Source organism: Pseudomonas sp. HK3 (assembly GCF_052920985.1).
Genome location: NZ_JBREXD010000004.1, coordinates 32126 through 50201 on the forward strand (window position 1 = coordinate 32126; position 18076 = coordinate 50201).

An 18076-nucleotide genomic window follows, 5' to 3' on the forward strand; every position below is an offset into this window, starting at 1 on the left:
TTAAAGAAGTAGATTTGTACCACTAATAATGAAAGACACCTGCCCATCAGATTGTTAATATTTGTAACCATAAATAACAATAAAAAATAATGTGATGTCATGAACAGCCCAAAGAACCAAAATGCAACGGCGATTAAAAATATTCAGCAGGCCATTCGCCAAGCCGATGCCGAACTCAAACAGCAGTACCCTATTGTTCTACACCAAAATGCCATTGGTTTAACCATTTGCTTGGTCGCTTTGGTCGGCATGGTATTATCTGGCTATGCCTACATCGCGGGTTTGATTCCTGCTTGGGCATGCGTCGTGATATCGGCGTTCTTTGCATCCGTCAGCCATGAGCTCGAACACGATCTGATTCATCGCTTATATTTCCGTAAAAAATTAGCCGTACAAAATACGATGATGGCCATTGTCTGGTTAATGCGCCCTAACACGGTTAACCCTTGGTTCCGCCGCAACCTGCATTTTAGTCATCACAAAGTATCAGGCACGCAAGATGATATTGAAGAGCGTGTATTAGGTAATGGCATGGCATTCGGATTAAAGCGCATCATTATTTCACTCGACGGTTTTTTATCTATCACATTACGTATCAAAGAGCTGCGTGATATGAAGGGCTACCACTACTTAAGCTTTGCTTTTAAAGGCGCTCCATTAGGCCATTTGTATGTCATCGGCTTATATGGCTTTTTAGCCTTTATGCTTTATGATTTTTTAAACCTTAATACCGCCTTGGGCCTGAGCTATTCAGTACAATTTTTAAACGCCATGGATATTCTGTCTATTGCAATGGTCGTTTGGATCTTGCCTAATTTATTGCGCGCGTTTTGTTTACATAATATGACGGCAGCCTTGCACTATTATGGCGATGTGGATTCTCTCATTAAACAATGCCAAGTGATGAATCACTGGAGCTTATTACCTGCTCAATTATTTTGTTTTAACTTTGGCGCAACCCATGCCATGCATCATTTTGTCGTAAGCCAACCATTTTATTTACGCCAAATGGTGGCACATAAGGTTTACCCTGTCATGAAAGAAAACGGGGTTCGCTTCAATGACTTTGGTAGTATTTTAAGAGCCAATCGTTTTGCTAAAAGCCCAGAAGGGCAATTCGTGACTCAAGGCTAAACCCCACTAAACAAAACAAGTAAACACAAAAAAGCCCGCTTAAGTCATCACATTCTTAAGCGGGCTTTTTATTATTCAGCATTTATCACACGTTATTATTTAGTGCCTTCAAAACGCTTACTGTCGTAGTTCTTTTTTACTTCATCAGCCGCATACACTTGACCACTCATAGCAAGGTAACAACCATCTGGTGTATTGGGTGACATTAATGCACCGACTGCGGTGCCAATATTGAAAATCGCGTCAGTATTCGTAAACGCCGCCGGCTGCATGGCACCGGTAAATACAATCACTTTACCAACTTGCTCGCCGATTGTGTTAGCGCTGTTTACCATGGTATCCGTGCCATGGGTGATTAATATCCGATCGGCAGTTGACGACTCAATGATTGTTTTAAGATTTTCACGGTCTTCATCGGTAAGCTCTAAACTGTCTTTGCGACAGACTTCAACCAACTCCACATCCAGTGCTACATTCATGCGCTCTAAAATATCACCCGCAACAGGAGCGCCTACTTGAAACTCACTAAGGGCATCAAAATAGACTTTATCAAGGGTGCCGCCAGTGGTCAGTACTAATAGCTTTTTCATAATTGAAACTCAAGAAAATGGAACGGGCTAAATAACCCGTCCATTATAAACAAAACCCATTCCAAACCCCAGACAACACACTGTAATTATGCAAAGCGGTATTGAAATCCATTTTTAGAGTCTATACTCTAACCCTAAACAAAAACGACGCTACCGCTTGGAGAGAAGCATGCTGCGCTTTACCTTAAATGGCCAACCTATAGAAGTCGACATTCCAACGGACACGCCCTTGTTGTGGGTTATTCGGGACCATCTCAAGCTCAAGGGCAGTAAATTTGGTTGCGGCATGGGTTTATGTGGTGCCTGCAGCATGCTGGTTGATGGTCAGTCCACGCGCACCTGCATTTTGCCTGTGGCTGCGGTTGCAAATAAACGCGTCACCACTATCGAAGGGCTTGGTAATCAAGCGTTCACCTCTACAGTGCAACAAGCTTGGATCGATCACAGCGTACCACAATGCGGCTATTGCCAAAGCGGTCAAATTATCAGTGCCACCGCCCTATTAACCAATAACCCTAGCCCGTCCGATAAAGATATTGATAACGCCATGAGTGGTAACATTTGTCGCTGTGGCACCTACCCTCGAATTAAAGCGGCCATCAAACAAGCCGCAAAAAACATACAGTCTGGCCAAGGAAAATTACAAACAGTGCAAGCATTTTGAACCCGTGATATCTGCGAAGGAGGCTTCATTATGAGCACAACCATTAATACATCGCGTCGTGATTTTTTAAAACACACAACACTCGCGGGTGGCGGTTTAATTGTGGGCATTCCACTGTTGGGTTTATCAAACAGCACAAGTGCCGCAACTCAACAAACCTTAACGCCAAATGCTATTTTACAAATAACACCGAATAACACCGTACACTTTTATTTACCACGCAGTGAAATGGGACAAGGCGTATACACAGGCCTCACCACACTACTGGCTGAAGACTTAGATATATCACCAGCTAACATCACTGTGCATCAAACTGGCCAAAATGATGATTATGTTAACCCTGAAATGGGTGTGCAAGTCACAGGCGGCAGTACCAGTATAAAAGGACATTTTTTACCTATCCGCCAGCTCGCTGCCAATACTCGCCTTGTTATTAGGCAAGCCGCGGCTAAACAATTAAATAAACCGCTGGATACCATTCAAACTCAAGATGGCCAAATTTTTATTCAAGGCAAAACCTTTGCCTATGGTGAATTTGTTGACGTAGCCAGTACGCTTGATTTCCCAGAAAATACCCCTCTAAAACCCGCAAGTGATTTCAAATACATTGGTCAATATAATCAGCGTTTAGATGCCGCAGCAAAAAGTACTGGCACGGCACAGTTTGGTTTAGATGTAGATTTCGACGGGTTAAAAAAAGCGGCGATTAAACACTGCCCTGTTTACGGCGGCACAGTAAAATCATTTGATGACAGCAGCGCAAAAAACATGGCAGGTGTCAAAGCCATCGTTGCTATTCATAATGGTGTCGCCGTTGTCGCTGATCATTACTACCAAGCCAAAAACGCGCTGGCCAACGTGGATGTACAGTGGGAATTACCAGAAACACTCAGCGCATTTTCAACTCACTCTTTAGATTCAAATAATGGCATGGGGTTATTTGAAAATGCATTAAAACAAGATGGCGACAACGGCCACACTGAAGGCGATGCTAACGCCATCAGCAACGCTAAAAAAGTTATCAGCGCACAATATTGGGCCCCTTATTTAGCACACGCCACCATGGAACCCATGAATTGCACGGTAAAAATTGAAAACAGTAAAGTCGATGTTTGGGTCGGCAGCCAAAGCCCCGGCATGGCCAATAACATTGCGGCGCTGTTTGCTGATGTATCTAAAGATGATGTCACTGTTCACAGTACCTTTTTAGGGGGTGGTTTTGGTCGGCGCAGCGCATCTGATTTTGTCGCTGAAACAACAGCCATCGCAAAGGCGACAAAACTGCCTGTGCAGTTAACGTGGAGCCGAGAAGATGATACCCAACACGATTTATATCGTCCGGCCTCTTTAGCAAAATTTAATATTGGTCTAAACGCAGACGGCACCATAAAAAGCTGGCATGTAAAGCGCGTCGGCCCCAATGTTATGCCTTACATGATGGATGAAGCCGTTGATGCTATGGCACCCGGATTTATGCCCAATGCCATGGTCGATTGGCTAAGTAAACGCGGCTATGGGTTGTTCGATGGCTGGGTTGTAGACCCATCAAGCATCGAAGGTTTATTTGAAGATTACGACAGCCCAAATAAACACGTTGACCACATTACAATTGACCCTGGTTTACCCTTGGGTTTTTGGCGCAGTGTTGGCCACAGCTATAGCGGGTTTTTTAAAGAATCCATGATGGACGAAGTGGCCGCGGATCAAAAACAAGATGCGGTGACCTATCGATTAAAGCATTTAAAACATAATCCACGCCTTGCTCATGTTTTAAAATTGGCCGCCGAAGAATCAGGCTGGGGAAAGCCCCTTGCCAAGGGCCGTTTTCACGGCGTGGCCACCCATTCATCATTTGGCTCATTCGTGGCTGAAGTTGCGGAGATATCCGTCAAAGACAATCAGATTAGCGTGCACAAAGTGACCTGTGTGGTCGATTGCGGTACGGCAGTTAACCCCGACGTAATCAAAGCGCAAATGGAAGGTGGTATTATATTTGGTTTAACCGCTGCACTGCATGGTGAAATCACCTTAAAAGACGGCGTCGCCACTAATGCGCCCACCGTACTATCTTGCCAATACGCATCCACTTGTTCCGGAATAAGGTGAAAACCATCCTCAGGCCTTGTGGGCACTAAAATGCCATCCGCATTCACATTCGCTAAAAAATGACGATTACATGGATAACCAGGGTCCGTTAATAGCAATGTTTCACCTGGGTTAGTGAGCAAAGACGCCAATAACTGCAATGCCCCTGATGCACCGGGTGTAATAACGATTCGCTCAGGTTTAATTAGTTCGTCATAGCGCGATAAATAGAAGTCCGCGATGGCCTGCTTTAACTCCGGTAAACCGGTGGCAGCTGTGTAATGAGTGAGGCCCTTTTCAAGTGCATCAATACCTGCTTTTATGACCCCACTAGGGGTGTGAAAATCAGGCTCTCCCACCTCCAAATGGATGACATCTTTGCCGTCATTTTGCATGGATTTAGCCTTTGGCTAAGAGGTCCATTACGTGAAATGGCTCAATTTGATTAAGCCGATTGGCTATTTTCATGGTACTTTCCGTTAGCTTTTTGCAGTATTCTCCTGATTTTTGAGCAAAGATCTGCATTTTTAAATAATAAAGTGGCGCACTGTATCGTTATCTGATAGCTTTTCGCCGCCAAAAAGACACGGTTCATGCTTGATATGAACCTGAAATGGAAACAAGATTGGCCTTTGGCCTGACAAGGTGAGGCAGAAACTTATGCCAGTAACAGAAGATAAATCATTTGCATTGTCTAACTTCGAACCCTACAAAGAGAAGAAGGGCGAAGAGTACATGGGTTCTGAAATGAAGACCCACTTCAAAATGATCCTTAACAACTGGAAACAGGAGTTAATGGAAGAAGCAGACCGCACCAAAATGCACATGCAGACTGACGCGGAGAATTACGCTGACCCTAACGACCGCGCTAGCCAAGAAGAAGAATTCAGTCTTGAGCTGCGCACACGTGACCGTGAGCGTAAGTTAATCAAAAAGATTGAGAAAACCGTCGAATTAATCGAAAAAGATGACTACGGCTATTGTGATACCTGTGGTATCGAAATCGGTGTTCGTCGTTTAGAAGCACGCCCAACTGCAGATCTATGCATCGACTGTAAAACCCTTGCCGAAATTAAAGAGCGTCAAATCGGCGGTTAATGCTAGAGGACATGGCCACGATAATAAGCACCTTACGAGGTGCTTATTTGTTTTCATATGAATAACATTCAAACGCCTTACATTGGTCGCTTTGCGCCGACCCCTACCGGTCCACTGCACTTTGGCTCTCTTGTGACAGCCTTAGCCAGTTATTTAGACGCTAAAGCCCACCAAGGCACTTGGTTGCTTCGTATTGAGGACCTCGACCCTCCACGGGAAGACCCTGCTGCCAGTAGCCGTATCCCAGAACAGTTAAGTCAACACGGTTTACACTGGGATGACGATATTCAATTCCAAAGCCAGCACTATGAGCACTATGAGCACGTATTAGCACAGCTTTCACGGTCTGGGTTTACGTTCCCCTGCCAGTGCTCTCGTAAGCAATTATTTCATAACCAAGGTCTACACCAAGGTATCTGCTCAGCACAACGCCTCGATACGCCCAGCGCCACTCGTTTACAGGTTCCTGATACCGTATTTGGCATACATGACCGTGTATTTGGCCATTACCAACAATCTCTTAGACACGATGTAGGCGATCAAGTACTCAAACGCAAAGACGGACTTTACGCCTACCAGTTGGCCGTCGTAGCCGATGACCATACATCGAACATTACCCATGTGGTCCGGGGGGTTGATCTTTTAGATAATACCCCGCGTCAGCTCTATCTCATGCAATGCCTTGATTATGAGGTGCCCCAGTACCTGCATGTGCCTTTAGCCATAAACAATCAAGGCCAAAAGCTGAGCAAACAAAACCATGCAACGGCAATTGAAGGCAAGGACGCAAAAAACAATGTACTGACTGCGCTGAGCTTTTTACAGCAAGATGTCACATCCGCTATGCGCACTTATTCTATTGATGATGCGCTCAAACAAGCCATTGAGAACTGGCAACCCAGTCGCATTCAACCTAACCATGCTGGCTTAATTTAGCCCTTAATGGCCATTTCGACCTTAAAGCTTGCCTGAAACTGTTACCCCCAGTAACATCACTGACCTATTTTCATACTGAGTCAGCCATGTACGTACATAGACTGATCTTAATTTTCGTCTTTGCCGCGTTTTTATTTTCACCCGTTGTGATTGACTGGTGGCTAGAACCTAAAGGCGCTTGGTATCGTCCATTTGCCCTCTGGCTGATCTTAATTGGCTTTTCTGTTTGGCTTCAATACTGGCAAGAGAAGGACAAGCTATGATCTTTAGCGTGGGCGCTTTGATCAGCATGATCTTGGCGTATTTGTTTACCCTATTCTTTACCGCTTACATGGTGGAAAAAAATTGGATACCCATGAAATGGGTCCGCCATCCTGCCATCTATGTGCTTTCGCTGGGGGTTTATGCCAGCGCTTGGGCCTTTTATGGCAGTGTCGGCTTGGCACAAGATTATGGCTATGGTTACCTCACTTACTATTTGGGCATCAGTGGCGCATTTGTCCTCGCGCCTGTTTTACTAAAACCCATACTGCGCATTACCAAAGATTATCAGCTGACATCCCTTGCCGATTTATTCGCGTTTCGCTTTCGCTCACGTGCGGCAGGCACCATCAGCACACTGGTTATGCTCGCAGCGGTACTGCCGCTCATTACTCTGCAAATCACAGCCGTTACCGACACCTTTAGCTTGCTCAACAACGAATTTGGCCGCATCGATATTGCCCTAGGCTACTGCGCAGTCATGACCGCCTTTGCCATTTTATTTGGCGCACGGCACGTTAGCCCCAGAGAAAAACATGAAAGCTTGGTATTCGCTATCGCTATCGAGTCATTAATTAAGCTTGTGGCCATTTGCATACTGGGCATAGCAGCCATGTATTTTGTATTTGATGGCCCTGGCGGCATGGACACATGGCTGCAAAGCAATCATAACAAGCTAACAAACATGCAACATTCGATTCAAGAAGGCCCGTGGCGCACACTGTTGTTGGTGTTCTTTGCTGCGGCATTAGTAATGCCGCACATGTTTCACATGGCGTTTACTGAAAACTCATCAACGCGCGCCTTAGGTTTTGCAAGCTGGGGCTTACCATTATTTTTATTGGTCATGGCCATTATGGTGCCGCCTATTTTGTGGGCCGGTATTTATTTAGAGGTGGACACGCCAGCCGAATACTTCGCAGTGGGCATCGGCTTAAAACTCGAAAACCCGTGGCTAGCGGCTATCGCGTTCACCGGTGGTTTGGCTGCTGCATCTGGCATCATGATTGTGACGACCATTGCGATGGCCGCCATGACGTTAAACCATATTGTCTTGCCCGCCTTTCAACCTAACCCCAAAAAAGACATGTACGCTTGGCTGCTATGGGTACGCCGCTGGCTCATTGTGGCGCTATTTGCAGCCAGTTATGGCTTTTACCGTTTTTTTGCTCAGGGCAAAGATTTAGCCGAGCTGGGAATTATTGCGTTTGTGGCCACATTGCAGTTCTTGCCTGGCGTGCTGGCCGTATTGTATTGGCCCTCTGCTAATCGCCAAGGCTTTGTAAGTGGCTTAGTGTGCGGCATGCTGGTATGGCTTTGGTCCATGCTACTGCCGCTACTGAACTATCAAACGCTAGACTGGTTACAGCCGTTTTTACCGCCAACGTCTCATGAGAATTGGTATTTGGCGGCCACCTCTTCGGTACTGGTCAACGCAGTTGTTTTTGTATTTGTCTCATTAATTAGCCCAACACGCCCAATTGAATCCAGCGCTGCAGAGGCGTGCTCAATTGACACGCTCAGTGCACCTCAGCGTAAAGAATTAGTTCATAACAACGCTGACGAATTTATTGCCTCCCTAAGTGAGCCTTTAGGTGAACAAGCTGCCAAACGCGAAGTTCAGCAAGCGCTGGAAGATTTAAGCCTCAAACTTTCAGAAAATCGCCCCTATCAATTACGTCGATTGCGCGGGCGAATTGAAGTCAACCTATCGGGCCTAATGGGTCCATCCGTTGCCCATAGTCTGGTCAATCAATGGTTGCCCTATAAATATTCAAGTGAACTGCAAGCCAGCCATGATATTCATTTTATTGAAAAAGGCTTAGAGGCCTACCACTCACGTCTAACCGGCTTAGCGGCTGAGCTTGATAGCTTGCGCCGTTTCCACCGCCAAACTCTAGAATCATTACCAATGGGAGCGTGTAGCCTAGGCAGTGACGGCGAAATACTGATGTGGAACAGCGCCCTTGTTGAGCAAACTCAAATCCCAGCCGATGATGTAGTAGGCAGCAAGCTCAGCAATTTAAGAGAGCCTTTACGTAGCTTGTTATTAGATTTTATTAATGATTCCAACAGTCATCTACATAAAAAGACCATCGAAGTGAGCGGTCGCCCACGCTGGATCAACCTACACAAAGGGATTTTAGAAAATCCAGAAAATCACGAATACGGTGGCCTAGTTATCTTGCTAGAAGATCAAACCGATACACAGTTGCTAGAAGAAGAACTTATCCACAGCGAGCGCCTCGCATCAATCGGCCGATTGGCCGCAGGTGTTGCCCATGAAATCGGCAACCCAATCACGGGAATCGCCTGTCTTGCGCAAGATATAAAATACGAAACAAACAACCCGCACTTACTCGAAATTGGCGAGCAAATTCTAGAGCAGACCCATCGGGTGACACGCATCGTGCAATCTCTGGTCAATTTTTCTCACACAGGCAATCACTTGCAGCACAAAGAGCAAGGCCCAGTGGACATGAAAGAATGCAGTCAAGATGCCATCGACTTATTGCTACTAAGTGACCGCACCCATGACATCCGCTTTGAAAATAACTGTGACGATCACTGCATCGTGCTGGGCGACGAACAACGCTTACAGCAAGTGTTCGTCAACTTATTGAGCAACGCGCGGGACGCAAGCCCAGCTGGTACCGTCATCCGCATCGAAAGCGAAATAGAAAAACACTCCATTACCATCAAAGTCATCGACCAAGGCTCAGGCATTGATGCCGACACCATCGAACAAATTTTTGAACCGTTCTTCACCACCAAAGAAGTTGGCAAAGGCACCGGCCTCGGCCTTTCTTTGGTGTACAGCATTATTGAAGAGCATTACGGACACATAAACATACACAGCCCTGCCGATGAAATTAAAGGCTCGGGGACGTGTGTGGTGATTAGCTTACCTCGATTCCAAGGCGAATCGAACGTATAAACAAGGAAATTCAATGACCCAAATTCTCATTGTAGAAGACGAAAAAGTCATTCGTAGCGCCTTGCGTCGCTTGTTAGAACGCAACGAATACAGCGTTGAAGAAGCCCCGACGCTCACCGACGCAAAAGAGTTTGACCTAGACCAATTTGACTTAATCATCAGTGATCTACGTTTACCTGGTGGCCACGGCACAGAGTTGATCGAGCTTGCCAAAAACACACCGGTACTCATTATGACCAGCTATGCCAGCCTAAAAAGCGCGGTTGATGCGATGAAAATGGGGGCCGTTGATTACATCGCAAAACCCTTTGATCACGATGAAATGCTCATCGCCGTACAGCGCATACTAAAAGAACGCAGCCTCGCTCGGCAAAATCATGTGCTTAAACAAGAAATTCAAAAAGTGCACCCAACCAACGGCATCATTGGCAGCTGCCCGCCTATGTTGGACCTGTTTAAAAAAATCGGCAAAGTCAGCCCAACCGATGCAACCGTCTTAATTTTAGGCGAATCGGGTACCGGTAAAGAACTCGTAGCCCGTGCTATTCACGACCAAAGCCCACGCTGTGACGCCCCCCTGATTAGTGTGAACTGCGCAGCTATCCCTGAAACATTAATTGAATCTGAATTATTTGGTCATGAAAAAGGCGCGTTTACTGGTGCCACATCTGTGCGTCAAGGCTTAGTAGAGGCGGCGGATGGCGGTACCTTATTTTTAGATGAAATTGGAGAACTGCCACTTGAAGCACAAGCTCGTTTGTTACGCGTATTGCAAGAAAGTGAGATTCGCCGCGTCGGCAGTGTGCAAAGCAAAAAAGTAAATGTCCGTCTTGTGGCCGCCACACACCGCAACCTAAAAGAGCTGGCCAAAAAAGGCGAGTTCCGTGAAGATTTATATTACCGCCTTAATGTCGTCGAGCTAAAACTGCCGCCATTACGTGATCGTGGTGACGATGTGCTCGAACTGGCACACAAACTACTGGAACGAGCCTGTACAAAATTAAATCGCCCGCTACTGGAATTTTCTAATCAATGTAAACGTGACATCGGCTCGTATTCTTGGCCTGGTAATGTGCGAGAACTAGAGAACGCAGTAGAGCGTTCCGTCATATTAAACGACGGTGAAGCCATTACCGCTGAAGCCATGGCCATTGAAATCACCAATGACGACAAAGTGCCCGCCTCTATGATGGCATCATTGCAAAGGAACAACACGGCAGCAGAGACGTTTGATGTGAACCCATCCGAGCTTTCCCTTGATGATTACTTCCAACACTTTGTACTCGAAAATGAAGACAAAATGACCGAGACCGAACTGGCGCAAAAACTCGGCATTAGCCGCAAGAGTTTGTGGGAGCGTCGCCAGCGCTTAGGGATTCCACGTAAAAAAGCCAAATAATCGTCAATACCATTAAACCAAACAGCAAGCCGCCATCCGCGCGGCTTTTTTGTGGGCGTGTTACCTAGCGTCAAAATGTTACCTGTCGCCCCAAGACTAAGCCCTAAAGCGTCAAATAAAGTAACAGTTATGTTGTCGCAACAGGCATTGCAATCAAAAAATAATCGTAACCTATTGTTTTATTTAAACTTATTACAACTGGCACATCCCGTGCAATAGACACAACAAGTCACATTGCTGCACGGATAAAAATAACAAAGCAGCTATGATTGGTGTTTAAGTGGTCATAATAAAAATAACAATCGTCACCTAGGCATCGGGCCATTAATAAAAATAATAATAGGCATCTGAAGCTGATTGCTTTGGGTTTTAGCGCCACAAGCGGGACGAACCTAAAGCAATTTGCTTGATTTATTTAAGCCATAACACCGCTTATTGCTTTAACACTCCAAGTTATCGACAACACCCTGACTCATTTTTCATCTATTACATTAGTTATCGCTAAATTACTGATTATATTAACAATAAATGTATAAGCTCCTTGTGCCAGACAATCCTACTAGCAAAAAATTCCCATATTGTTTAGTAAATGTGCGACAAGTTGTTACCTGCGTTACCCAAGTGCCCATTTTGCGCCTAAAAAAGGTGACCTTAGGTAACAAACCTCTGGCAGGTTGCGAATAGAAAACCAAAAAATACCTGTAAGCCATTGAATACAAAGGGTTTTAGAAAATTGGCACGGCAAATGCTTTATTAATATCACTAGCGACATCCACACAAACAAAAATAATAAAGTGGGTTCGCACGTAATGTTAAATAGACATCAATAAAAATAAAAAAGTCATTTTAACGTTATGGGCCAAAATAATTAAAATAACAGGCCAGCAGAATTCGTGTTCTGAGTGTGTAGTGACCCATTATTAAAATAACAACAAGGGCGCACCAGATACTCAAAACACAATTCGACACTCAATAATAATAAAAATAATAAAACACTCGAATCGAATCTGGGCAGCACAAATAACAATAATAAAGCTGCCCTCGACATTTTTTTACTCCCCTTATCTCAACCCTATTATAAAGAAACGACCGTCTATAGGCTAAATGCCCTACTTTGGTTGCGTTTGTGTTTAACTTCTGTACACTGCCAACTCCTTTAAAATCAGCTTATGGCTTAAAATTATCATTATTTCGCTATCCCATTTCCACAAATTACGCTCCCTATCTGACCATGCTTAAACGTCTTATTTCAAAACTAAAGAAATCCGCTACCCGTTCCAATGGGAAAGTACAGGTCATCTCACGCAATGATCACGACATTAGCCGTGACAACATTAGCGAGAATGCATTAAAAGTTCTTTACCGGCTTAAAAAAGCCGGATTTGAAGCCTACTTGGTGGGCGGTGGCGTGCGCGACTTATTACTCGACATGCACCCTAAAGATTTCGATGTGGCCACTAACGCCAGCCCAGAACAAGTTAATAAACTGTTTCGTAATTCACGTTTAATCGGTCGACGCTTTCGCTTAGTACACGTGGTGTATGGTCGTGATGTGATTGAAGTGGCGACCCTGCGTGGTCATCATGAAAACGCACAAGGCAAACAGCAGTCTAAAACCAGCGATTCCGGCATGTTATTGCGCGATAACGTTTATGGCACCATCGATGAAGATGCGGTGCGTCGTGACTTTACAATCAATGCTCTTTATTACGACATCAAAGATTTCTCTGTGCGCAGCTATGAAGGCGGCATGCAAGACCTTAAACGTCGAAACATTCGCTTAATTGGTGACCCTGAAACACGCTACCGCGAAGACCCGGTTCGTATGTTACGGGCCGTGCGTTTTGCCGCCAAGCTCGACTTCAATATAGAGCCAGCAACCGCTGCGCCTATTAATGAGCTCGCGCCACTCATGGCCGACGTGCCTGCCGCTCGTTTATTTGACGAGGTTCTCAAGTTGTTTATGGCTGGCTACGCCGAGCGTACCTTTGAGTTACTGGAGCAATACGGTTTATTCGCCGAGTTATTCCCTCACTCTCAACAGTGCATCGCAGAAAACGACTTTTATCGTCGTCTAGTGATTCAAGCGTTAGCCAATAGTGATGAACGTGTTGCCCAAGGCAAGACCCTAACCCCTGCTTTTTTAGTGTCTGTGTTCCTGTGGCCGTGTGTTTTAGAATCACAAAAAACATTTGAGAAACAAGGTATGCCGCCAGCGGCCGCTTATCATCAGGCTACTAGCCAAGTGCTCAGCAATCAGCAATCCCACACCGCGATACCAAGACGCTTTACCGATATGGTGCGTAATATTTGGGATATGCAGCGTCGCTTAGAACGTCGCGTTAAAAAACATTTAGAAAGTATTTTGGTTCATCCGAAGTTTCGTGCCGCTTATGATTTCTTGTTATTGCGAGAGCAAGCAGGCGAGGAACTAGCGGGGGCTGGCAAGTGGTGGACGCAGTATCAAAAAGATAATGCTCACATCATGGCGCAAGCTAAGCAAGAACACCTAGACCGAAGCCGTGATCGCGATAGAGAACGTAAACCTCGATCAGATCGCCGACCTAGACGTCGCAACGGCCCAACTGAATAGGTTACGCCATGAGAGCCTGGGTCGATATTTTCATAGGTCTAGGCAGCAATCTAGACCAGCCATTACAGCATGTTGAGCAAGCATTTAATGAACTTGCTCAGCATCGACACCTACGTCACGCACGCATTAGCCCCCTTTATCAAAGCAAGCCCGTAGGCCCTCAAGATCAGCCTGACTTTATCAATGCGGTGGCACACGTTCAAACCCAGCTGGGCCCACACGATGTGCTAGACCTTTTACAATCCATTGAAAACAGCCATGGACGCAAACGCCTTCGTCACTGGGGAGAGCGCAGCCTTGATCTCGACTTGTTACTGTATGGGTCCGCTCAAATACGCACACCGCGGCTAATCGTCCCTCATGCTCATATGCATGAAAGAGGCTTTGTACTGTATCCGTTGGCCGATTTATCCCCAAGTTTACGCTTTGAGGGTGGCTTAGATTTCAGTGATTTCTTAACAGCACTCGCCTTTGATCTTGAGCCAGTGAAAAAAGGCATTTGACTTACTCCGTCTAGATCTGGACTATACGCACCATATTAAAACAGTGAGCCTGCTTATGAGTAAAACCACCATTAACACCCTGCACCAGTGTAAGCGTAACAAGGAAAAATTCACCGTGGTCACCGCCTACGATGCAACCTTTGCACACTTGGCCAGTGCCGCAGGCATTGATGTCGTTACTGGTTGGTGATTCTCTGGGCATGGTACTACAAGGCCAAGACAGTACCGTTCCCGTTACCTTAGAGCACATGTGTTATCACACTGCCGCGGTAAAACAAGGCAATCAGGGCGCATTACTGATGGCTGACATGCCTTACATGACATACGCCACAACAGAGCAAGCCATCGACAGTGCTGCTGCGCTCATGCAAGCAGGTGCCGAAATGGTGAAGCTTGAGGGCGGTGCTTGGCTTGTGGATACCGTTTCAGCCATGAGCGAACGCGGCATTCCTGTCTGTGCTCATCTAGGCCTGACGCCTCAATACGTTCACAAGTTTGGCGGTTATAAAGTACAAGGCCGCGAAGAAGCGGTCGCCGAGCAAATGATTCTTGATGCCAAAGCCATGGAAGCCGCAGGAGCCGATGTATTGCTGCTTGAATGTGTCCCAAGCGAGCTTGCTAAACGTCTAACAGAAAGCGTTGGCGTTCCCGTTATTGGTATTGGCGCTGGCAGTGATACCGATGCTCAGGTACTGGTATGTTATGACATGCTGGGTATGAATCCAGGACACATCCCTAAGTTTGTAAAAAATTATATGGTTGAAGGGCGCACAATTTCTGAAGCATTTGCCGCCTACAACGAAGAAGTTAAGCAAGGTGTTTTCCCTGCACCTGAACATGGATTTAAATCATGAAAACCGTTGAAACCATTGCACAGTTACAAGCCGAAGTAAAAGCGGCTCGCGATGCGGGCAAGCGTATTGGTTTTGTGCCGACCATGGGTAACTTGCATGAAGGCCACATGATTTTAGTGGATCAAGCATCTGAAGAATGCGATTTCATTGTCGCCAGTATTTTTATTAACCCACTGCAATTTAATGACATTGATGACCTTGGTCGTTACCCACGTACTTTGGCCGCAGACCAAGAACACTTACGTGACCGTGACTGTGACCTTCTGTTCTTCCCAAGTGTTGATGAGATGTACCCGCACGGCCAAGACGCACAAACCACGGTCAGCGTACCGGTTGTGAGCGAAGGTTTATGTGGTAAATCACGCCCAGGTCACTTTGATGGTGTTGCAACAGTGGTTAGTAAACTGTTTCATATGGTACAGCCAGACGCCGCATTCTTTGGTGAAAAAGATTTCCAGCAATTAGCCGTTATTCGTAAAATGGTCAATGATTTGAATCTTCCATTTGACGTGGTGGGTGTCCCTACTTGTCGCGAGGAAAATGGCCTAGCCATGAGTTCTCGTAATAATTACTTAAGCGCGCAAGAAAAAAAAACCGCTGGCCATATTTATCGTGTTCTTAATGAAATCTCTCATAAGATTCAAGACGGCGCCTCTAATTTCAAAGCCCTCGGTGAGGCTGCAAAAAAAGAATTGACCAAGCTCGGCTTTAAACCCGACTATATCGAAGTACGTGACGCCAACAGTTTACGCCCAGCCACATCAGATGATGCTGAACTGGTCGTGTTGGTCGCTGCCATTTTAGGCAAGGCACGCTTAATCGATAATTTGCGCATCAGCTTAAATAAATAAGACCCCTTTGCATGCCCTAAGCGTGATTGAATCCTAAAAACGCTTCGGGCATACTGCGCCCCGCCATCTAGGCTGTTGGGGGTAAGGACAAGTGACCTTACCCGTCAAGACACACCCGTTTTGAATAAGGTTGTACACATGCAATCCACTATGCTTAAAGCCAAACTGCACCAAGCCCGTGTTACTCACGCCGTTTTGGAATACGAAGGTTCGTGTGCCGTTGATGGTAACCTACTGGATATGGCCGGTATTTTCGAAAACGAACAAATTCAAATTTATAATATTGAGAATGGCCAGCGCTTCACCACTTATGCCATACGCGGCGAAGAAGGCAGCGGTATCATCTCGGTAAATGGCGCAGCCGCACACCTAGCCGAAGTAGGCCAGCGTGTGATTATTTGCGCTTACTCAGGCTATAGCGATGAAGAGCTAAACGCCTACAAGCCTCGCCTAATATACTTAGCTGACGGTAACGAAGTTAGCCACACATCCAATGCCATCCCTATCCAGGTGGCATAAAGTAACAAAAAGTATTGCCAAAACTTTAAAGCCCAGACTTTTGTATGAGTACTGGGCTTTTTCGTATATCAAATATTAGTTTAATTGGGCCATCCGCTTGCCCCTTGTCACATCTTTGGCTAAACCAAATAGGTATCTCACACTATTTTTCGCCAAGGATGCACATGGCAATCTTCTCTAAATTTTCACTCAAATATAAAATCCTCAGCATCACCTTAATTAGTGCATTAGGCTTTGCCAGTTATATCGCCTATCACTTCAAGGCCATACAAACCAATGACCAACGCTTGGAGCGCATTCAAAAAATTAACTACCCTGCCCTAGAGACTGTGGGGGTTATTTGGTTAGAACTATTTGCGGCACGCTCCTCCATGCAAGAAGCCATTTCTGAAGGTGAACTGGGCTCCATTAAAAAAGCCAATCAGCATCAACAAACAATCGAAGAGTTACTTAAAAAAATTGAAACCTTCGCACCTCAATACAAAAGCAAAGCACAATCACTGAAGCAGCAGCTGTCTGATTATATGACAACAGCCACCAGCCTGACGGTGGGCATTATTAATGGCGAAATGCCATTAAGTGACATTCGCGCTCAAGCTAAGAATATGAACCGCGATTATGATGCTTTTAGCAACTCACTCAAAGAGTTTCGTACTGAAGCTCATAAGGACTTTGCTGAACGCCTCGGTCATGCGAAAGAAGAAGGCCGGTTGTCCCTTACTACCGGCATGATCATCGCATTTGTCATTCTTTGCATTATCCTTACAGCCTCATTAATTATTGCCAATAGCATCACCAGTAATCTTTATAAAATCATTAAAGAACTCGAAGGTATGTCGACTGGTAAAGGGGATTTAACTGTTCGCCTTGAAACATCTGCACAAGATGAAATCGGTATGCTTGTTAATCGTTTTAATGCCTTTGCAACTCACTTGCAACTCATGATCAAGGTGCTCGCCAATCTAGCATTAGGCGTCACTAAAGGTACTGAAGACGTACAAAGAATTGCACAGCACACGCGCGAAGGCATCGAAAATCAACAAGGTAAAATCCACCAAGTGGCCACGGCCATTACAGAAATGGCACAAACCTCAATCGAGGTATCCAGCAATGCCGGTCAAGCATCCGAAGCCACACAGCAAGCCAATGCCGAGTCCCAATCTAGCCAGCAAATTGTGCAACACAATATTGAAGGCATTAGTACACTTGCCAGTAACATTGATAATGCGCAGACCGTTATTCAAGCATTGTCGAATGAGGTAGAAAAAATTGCGTCTGCCTCTCAAGACATTGGCAACATTGCCGAACAAACAAATTTATTGGCACTTAACGCCGCGATTGAAGCCGCTCGCGCAGGAGAGCAAGGCCGAGGCTTTGCTGTCGTTGCCGATGAAGTCAGAACACTGGCGGGACGTACCGCCGAAAGCACCTCCGAAATTGGTAATATTGTTCAGAAGTCTATTAGTGAATGCATCACAAGCGGTAGAAGTGATGGAGCAATCTAAAAACCAAGCCGAAGAAGCCGTTAATCAATCTAAAAATACAGGTGAATCACTCAATAGTATTCTGCAATCCATCGCCACCATTAACCAAATGAATGAATTGGTTTCTATATCGGCAGAAGAGCAAAGCAGCGTAGCAGAAGAAGTCA

The 18076-nt window shown here is 45.6% G+C and carries 12 protein-coding genes and 5 pseudogenes; 15 read left to right on the forward strand and 2 right to left on the reverse strand.

Going from position 1 to position 18076, the window contains the following annotated elements:
- Positions 1-99 precede the first annotated feature (99 nt).
- Positions 100-1134 (forward strand): fatty acid desaturase, encoded by a 1035-nt coding sequence (locus tag ACU6U9_RS22720; protein WP_446736723.1) that lies wholly within the window; start codon positions 100-102, stop codon positions 1132-1134.
- 95 nt (positions 1135-1229) lie between these two features.
- Here the strand turns inward: ACU6U9_RS22720 and ACU6U9_RS22725 are convergent, their stop codons facing one another.
- Positions 1230-1724 (reverse strand): asparaginase domain-containing protein, encoded by a 495-nt coding sequence (locus ACU6U9_RS22725; protein WP_446736724.1) that lies wholly within the window; start codon positions 1722-1724, stop codon positions 1230-1232.
- 169 nt (positions 1725-1893) lie between these two features.
- Here ACU6U9_RS22725 and ACU6U9_RS22730 point away from each other — a divergent pair, with 169 nt between their 5' ends.
- Together ACU6U9_RS22730 and ACU6U9_RS22735 are read left to right on the forward strand one after the other, a co-directional pair.
- Positions 1894-2388 carry a (2Fe-2S)-binding protein gene (locus ACU6U9_RS22730; protein WP_446737220.1) on the forward strand — a complete coding sequence of 165 codons (495 nt, stop codon included), beginning with the start codon at positions 1894-1896 and terminating at the stop codon, positions 2386-2388.
- Positions 2389-2418: 30 nt separating this feature from the next.
- Positions 2419-4494: a molybdopterin cofactor-binding domain-containing protein gene (locus tag ACU6U9_RS22735; RefSeq protein ID WP_446737221.1), complete on the forward strand. Its 2076-nt coding sequence runs from the start codon at positions 2419-2421 to the stop codon at positions 4492-4494.
- Between the two features lie 23 nt (positions 4495-4517).
- Here ACU6U9_RS22735 and ACU6U9_RS22740 read toward each other — a convergent pair.
- A pseudogene (locus ACU6U9_RS22740) lies at positions 4518-4868 on the reverse strand (aminotransferase class I/II-fold pyridoxal phosphate-dependent enzyme); the annotation flags it as partial.
- A 265-nt stretch (positions 4869-5133) separates the two neighbouring features.
- Here ACU6U9_RS22740 and dksA point away from each other — a divergent pair.
- From dksA to ACU6U9_RS22800, 12 genes and pseudogenes are all read left to right on the forward strand, one after another.
- Positions 5134-5571, forward strand: a complete 438-nt coding sequence (gene dksA, locus ACU6U9_RS22745; protein ID WP_446733662.1) for an RNA polymerase-binding protein DksA — start codon at positions 5134-5136, stop codon at positions 5569-5571.
- 57 nt (positions 5572-5628) lie between these two features.
- Entirely contained in the window at positions 5629-6507 is an 879-nt protein-coding gene (gene gluQRS / locus ACU6U9_RS22750; protein WP_446733663.1) for a tRNA glutamyl-Q(34) synthetase GluQRS, read from the forward strand.
- A 259-nt stretch (positions 6508-6766) separates the two neighbouring features.
- The gene (locus ACU6U9_RS22755) at positions 6767-9706 is read left to right on the forward strand and encodes an ATP-binding protein (protein ID WP_446733664.1); all 2940 of its coding nucleotides are present in this window, start codon (positions 6767-6769) and stop codon (positions 9704-9706) included.
- A 13-nt stretch (positions 9707-9719) separates the two neighbouring features.
- Positions 9720-11105, forward strand: a complete 1386-nt coding sequence (locus ACU6U9_RS22760; protein WP_446733665.1) for a sigma-54-dependent transcriptional regulator — start codon at positions 9720-9722, stop codon at positions 11103-11105.
- A gap of 1231 nt (positions 11106-12336) precedes the next feature.
- Positions 12337-13698, forward strand: coding sequence for a polynucleotide adenylyltransferase PcnB (pcnB, locus tag ACU6U9_RS22765; protein ID WP_446733666.1), 1362 nt, complete (start codon positions 12337-12339; stop codon positions 13696-13698).
- Between the two features lie 8 nt (positions 13699-13706).
- Entirely contained in the window at positions 13707-14201 is a 495-nt protein-coding gene (gene folK / locus ACU6U9_RS22770; protein ID WP_446733667.1) for a 2-amino-4-hydroxy-6-hydroxymethyldihydropteridine diphosphokinase, read from the forward strand.
- 55 nt (positions 14202-14256) lie between these two features.
- Positions 14257-15055, forward strand: a pseudogene (gene panB, locus ACU6U9_RS22775) (3-methyl-2-oxobutanoate hydroxymethyltransferase).
- Positions 15052-15906, forward strand: coding sequence for a pantoate--beta-alanine ligase (gene panC, locus ACU6U9_RS22780; RefSeq protein WP_446733669.1), 855 nt, complete (start codon positions 15052-15054; stop codon positions 15904-15906). Before panB ends, panC begins: the two are co-directional and overlap by 4 nt.
- A 138-nt stretch (positions 15907-16044) precedes the next feature.
- Entirely contained in the window at positions 16045-16425 is a 381-nt protein-coding gene (gene panD, locus ACU6U9_RS22785) for an aspartate 1-decarboxylase (protein ID WP_446733670.1), read from the forward strand.
- 833 nt (positions 16426-17258) lie between these two features.
- A pseudogene (locus ACU6U9_RS22790) lies at positions 17259-17351 on the forward strand (HAMP domain-containing protein); the annotation flags it as partial.
- A gap of 330 nt (positions 17352-17681) precedes the next feature.
- A pseudogene (locus ACU6U9_RS22795) lies at positions 17682-17865 on the forward strand (methyl-accepting chemotaxis protein); the annotation flags it as partial.
- 24 nt (positions 17866-17889) lie between these two features.
- Positions 17890-18076: pseudogene (locus ACU6U9_RS22800) on the forward strand (HAMP domain-containing methyl-accepting chemotaxis protein); the annotation flags it as partial.

Bases quoted from the DNA above. Each gene is read 5' to 3' on its own strand.
- ACU6U9_RS22720 (WP_446736723.1), top strand. From the start codon at position 100: ATGAACAGCCCAAAGAACCAAAATGCAACGGCGATTAAAAATATTCAG.
- ACU6U9_RS22725 (WP_446736724.1), bottom strand. From the start codon at position 1,724: ATGAAAAAGCTATTAGTACTGACCACTGGCGGCACCCTTGATAAAGTC.
- ACU6U9_RS22730 (WP_446737220.1), top strand. From the start codon at position 1,894: ATGCTGCGCTTTACCTTAAATGGCCAACCTATAGAAGTCGACATTCCA.
- ACU6U9_RS22735 (WP_446737221.1), top strand. From the start codon at position 2,419: ATGAGCACAACCATTAATACATCGCGTCGTGATTTTTTAAAACACACA.
- dksA (WP_446733662.1), top strand. From the start codon at position 5,134: ATGCCAGTAACAGAAGATAAATCATTTGCATTGTCTAACTTCGAACCC.
- gluQRS (WP_446733663.1), top strand. From the start codon at position 5,629: ATGAATAACATTCAAACGCCTTACATTGGTCGCTTTGCGCCGACCCCT.
- ACU6U9_RS22755 (WP_446733664.1), top strand. From the start codon at position 6,767: ATGATCTTTAGCGTGGGCGCTTTGATCAGCATGATCTTGGCGTATTTG.
- ACU6U9_RS22760 (WP_446733665.1), top strand. From the start codon at position 9,720: ATGACCCAAATTCTCATTGTAGAAGACGAAAAAGTCATTCGTAGCGCC.
- pcnB (WP_446733666.1), top strand. From the start codon at position 12,337: ATGCTTAAACGTCTTATTTCAAAACTAAAGAAATCCGCTACCCGTTCC.
- folK (WP_446733667.1), top strand. From the start codon at position 13,707: ATGAGAGCCTGGGTCGATATTTTCATAGGTCTAGGCAGCAATCTAGAC.
- panC (WP_446733669.1), top strand. From the start codon at position 15,052: ATGAAAACCGTTGAAACCATTGCACAGTTACAAGCCGAAGTAAAAGCG.
- panD (WP_446733670.1), top strand. From the start codon at position 16,045: ATGCAATCCACTATGCTTAAAGCCAAACTGCACCAAGCCCGTGTTACT.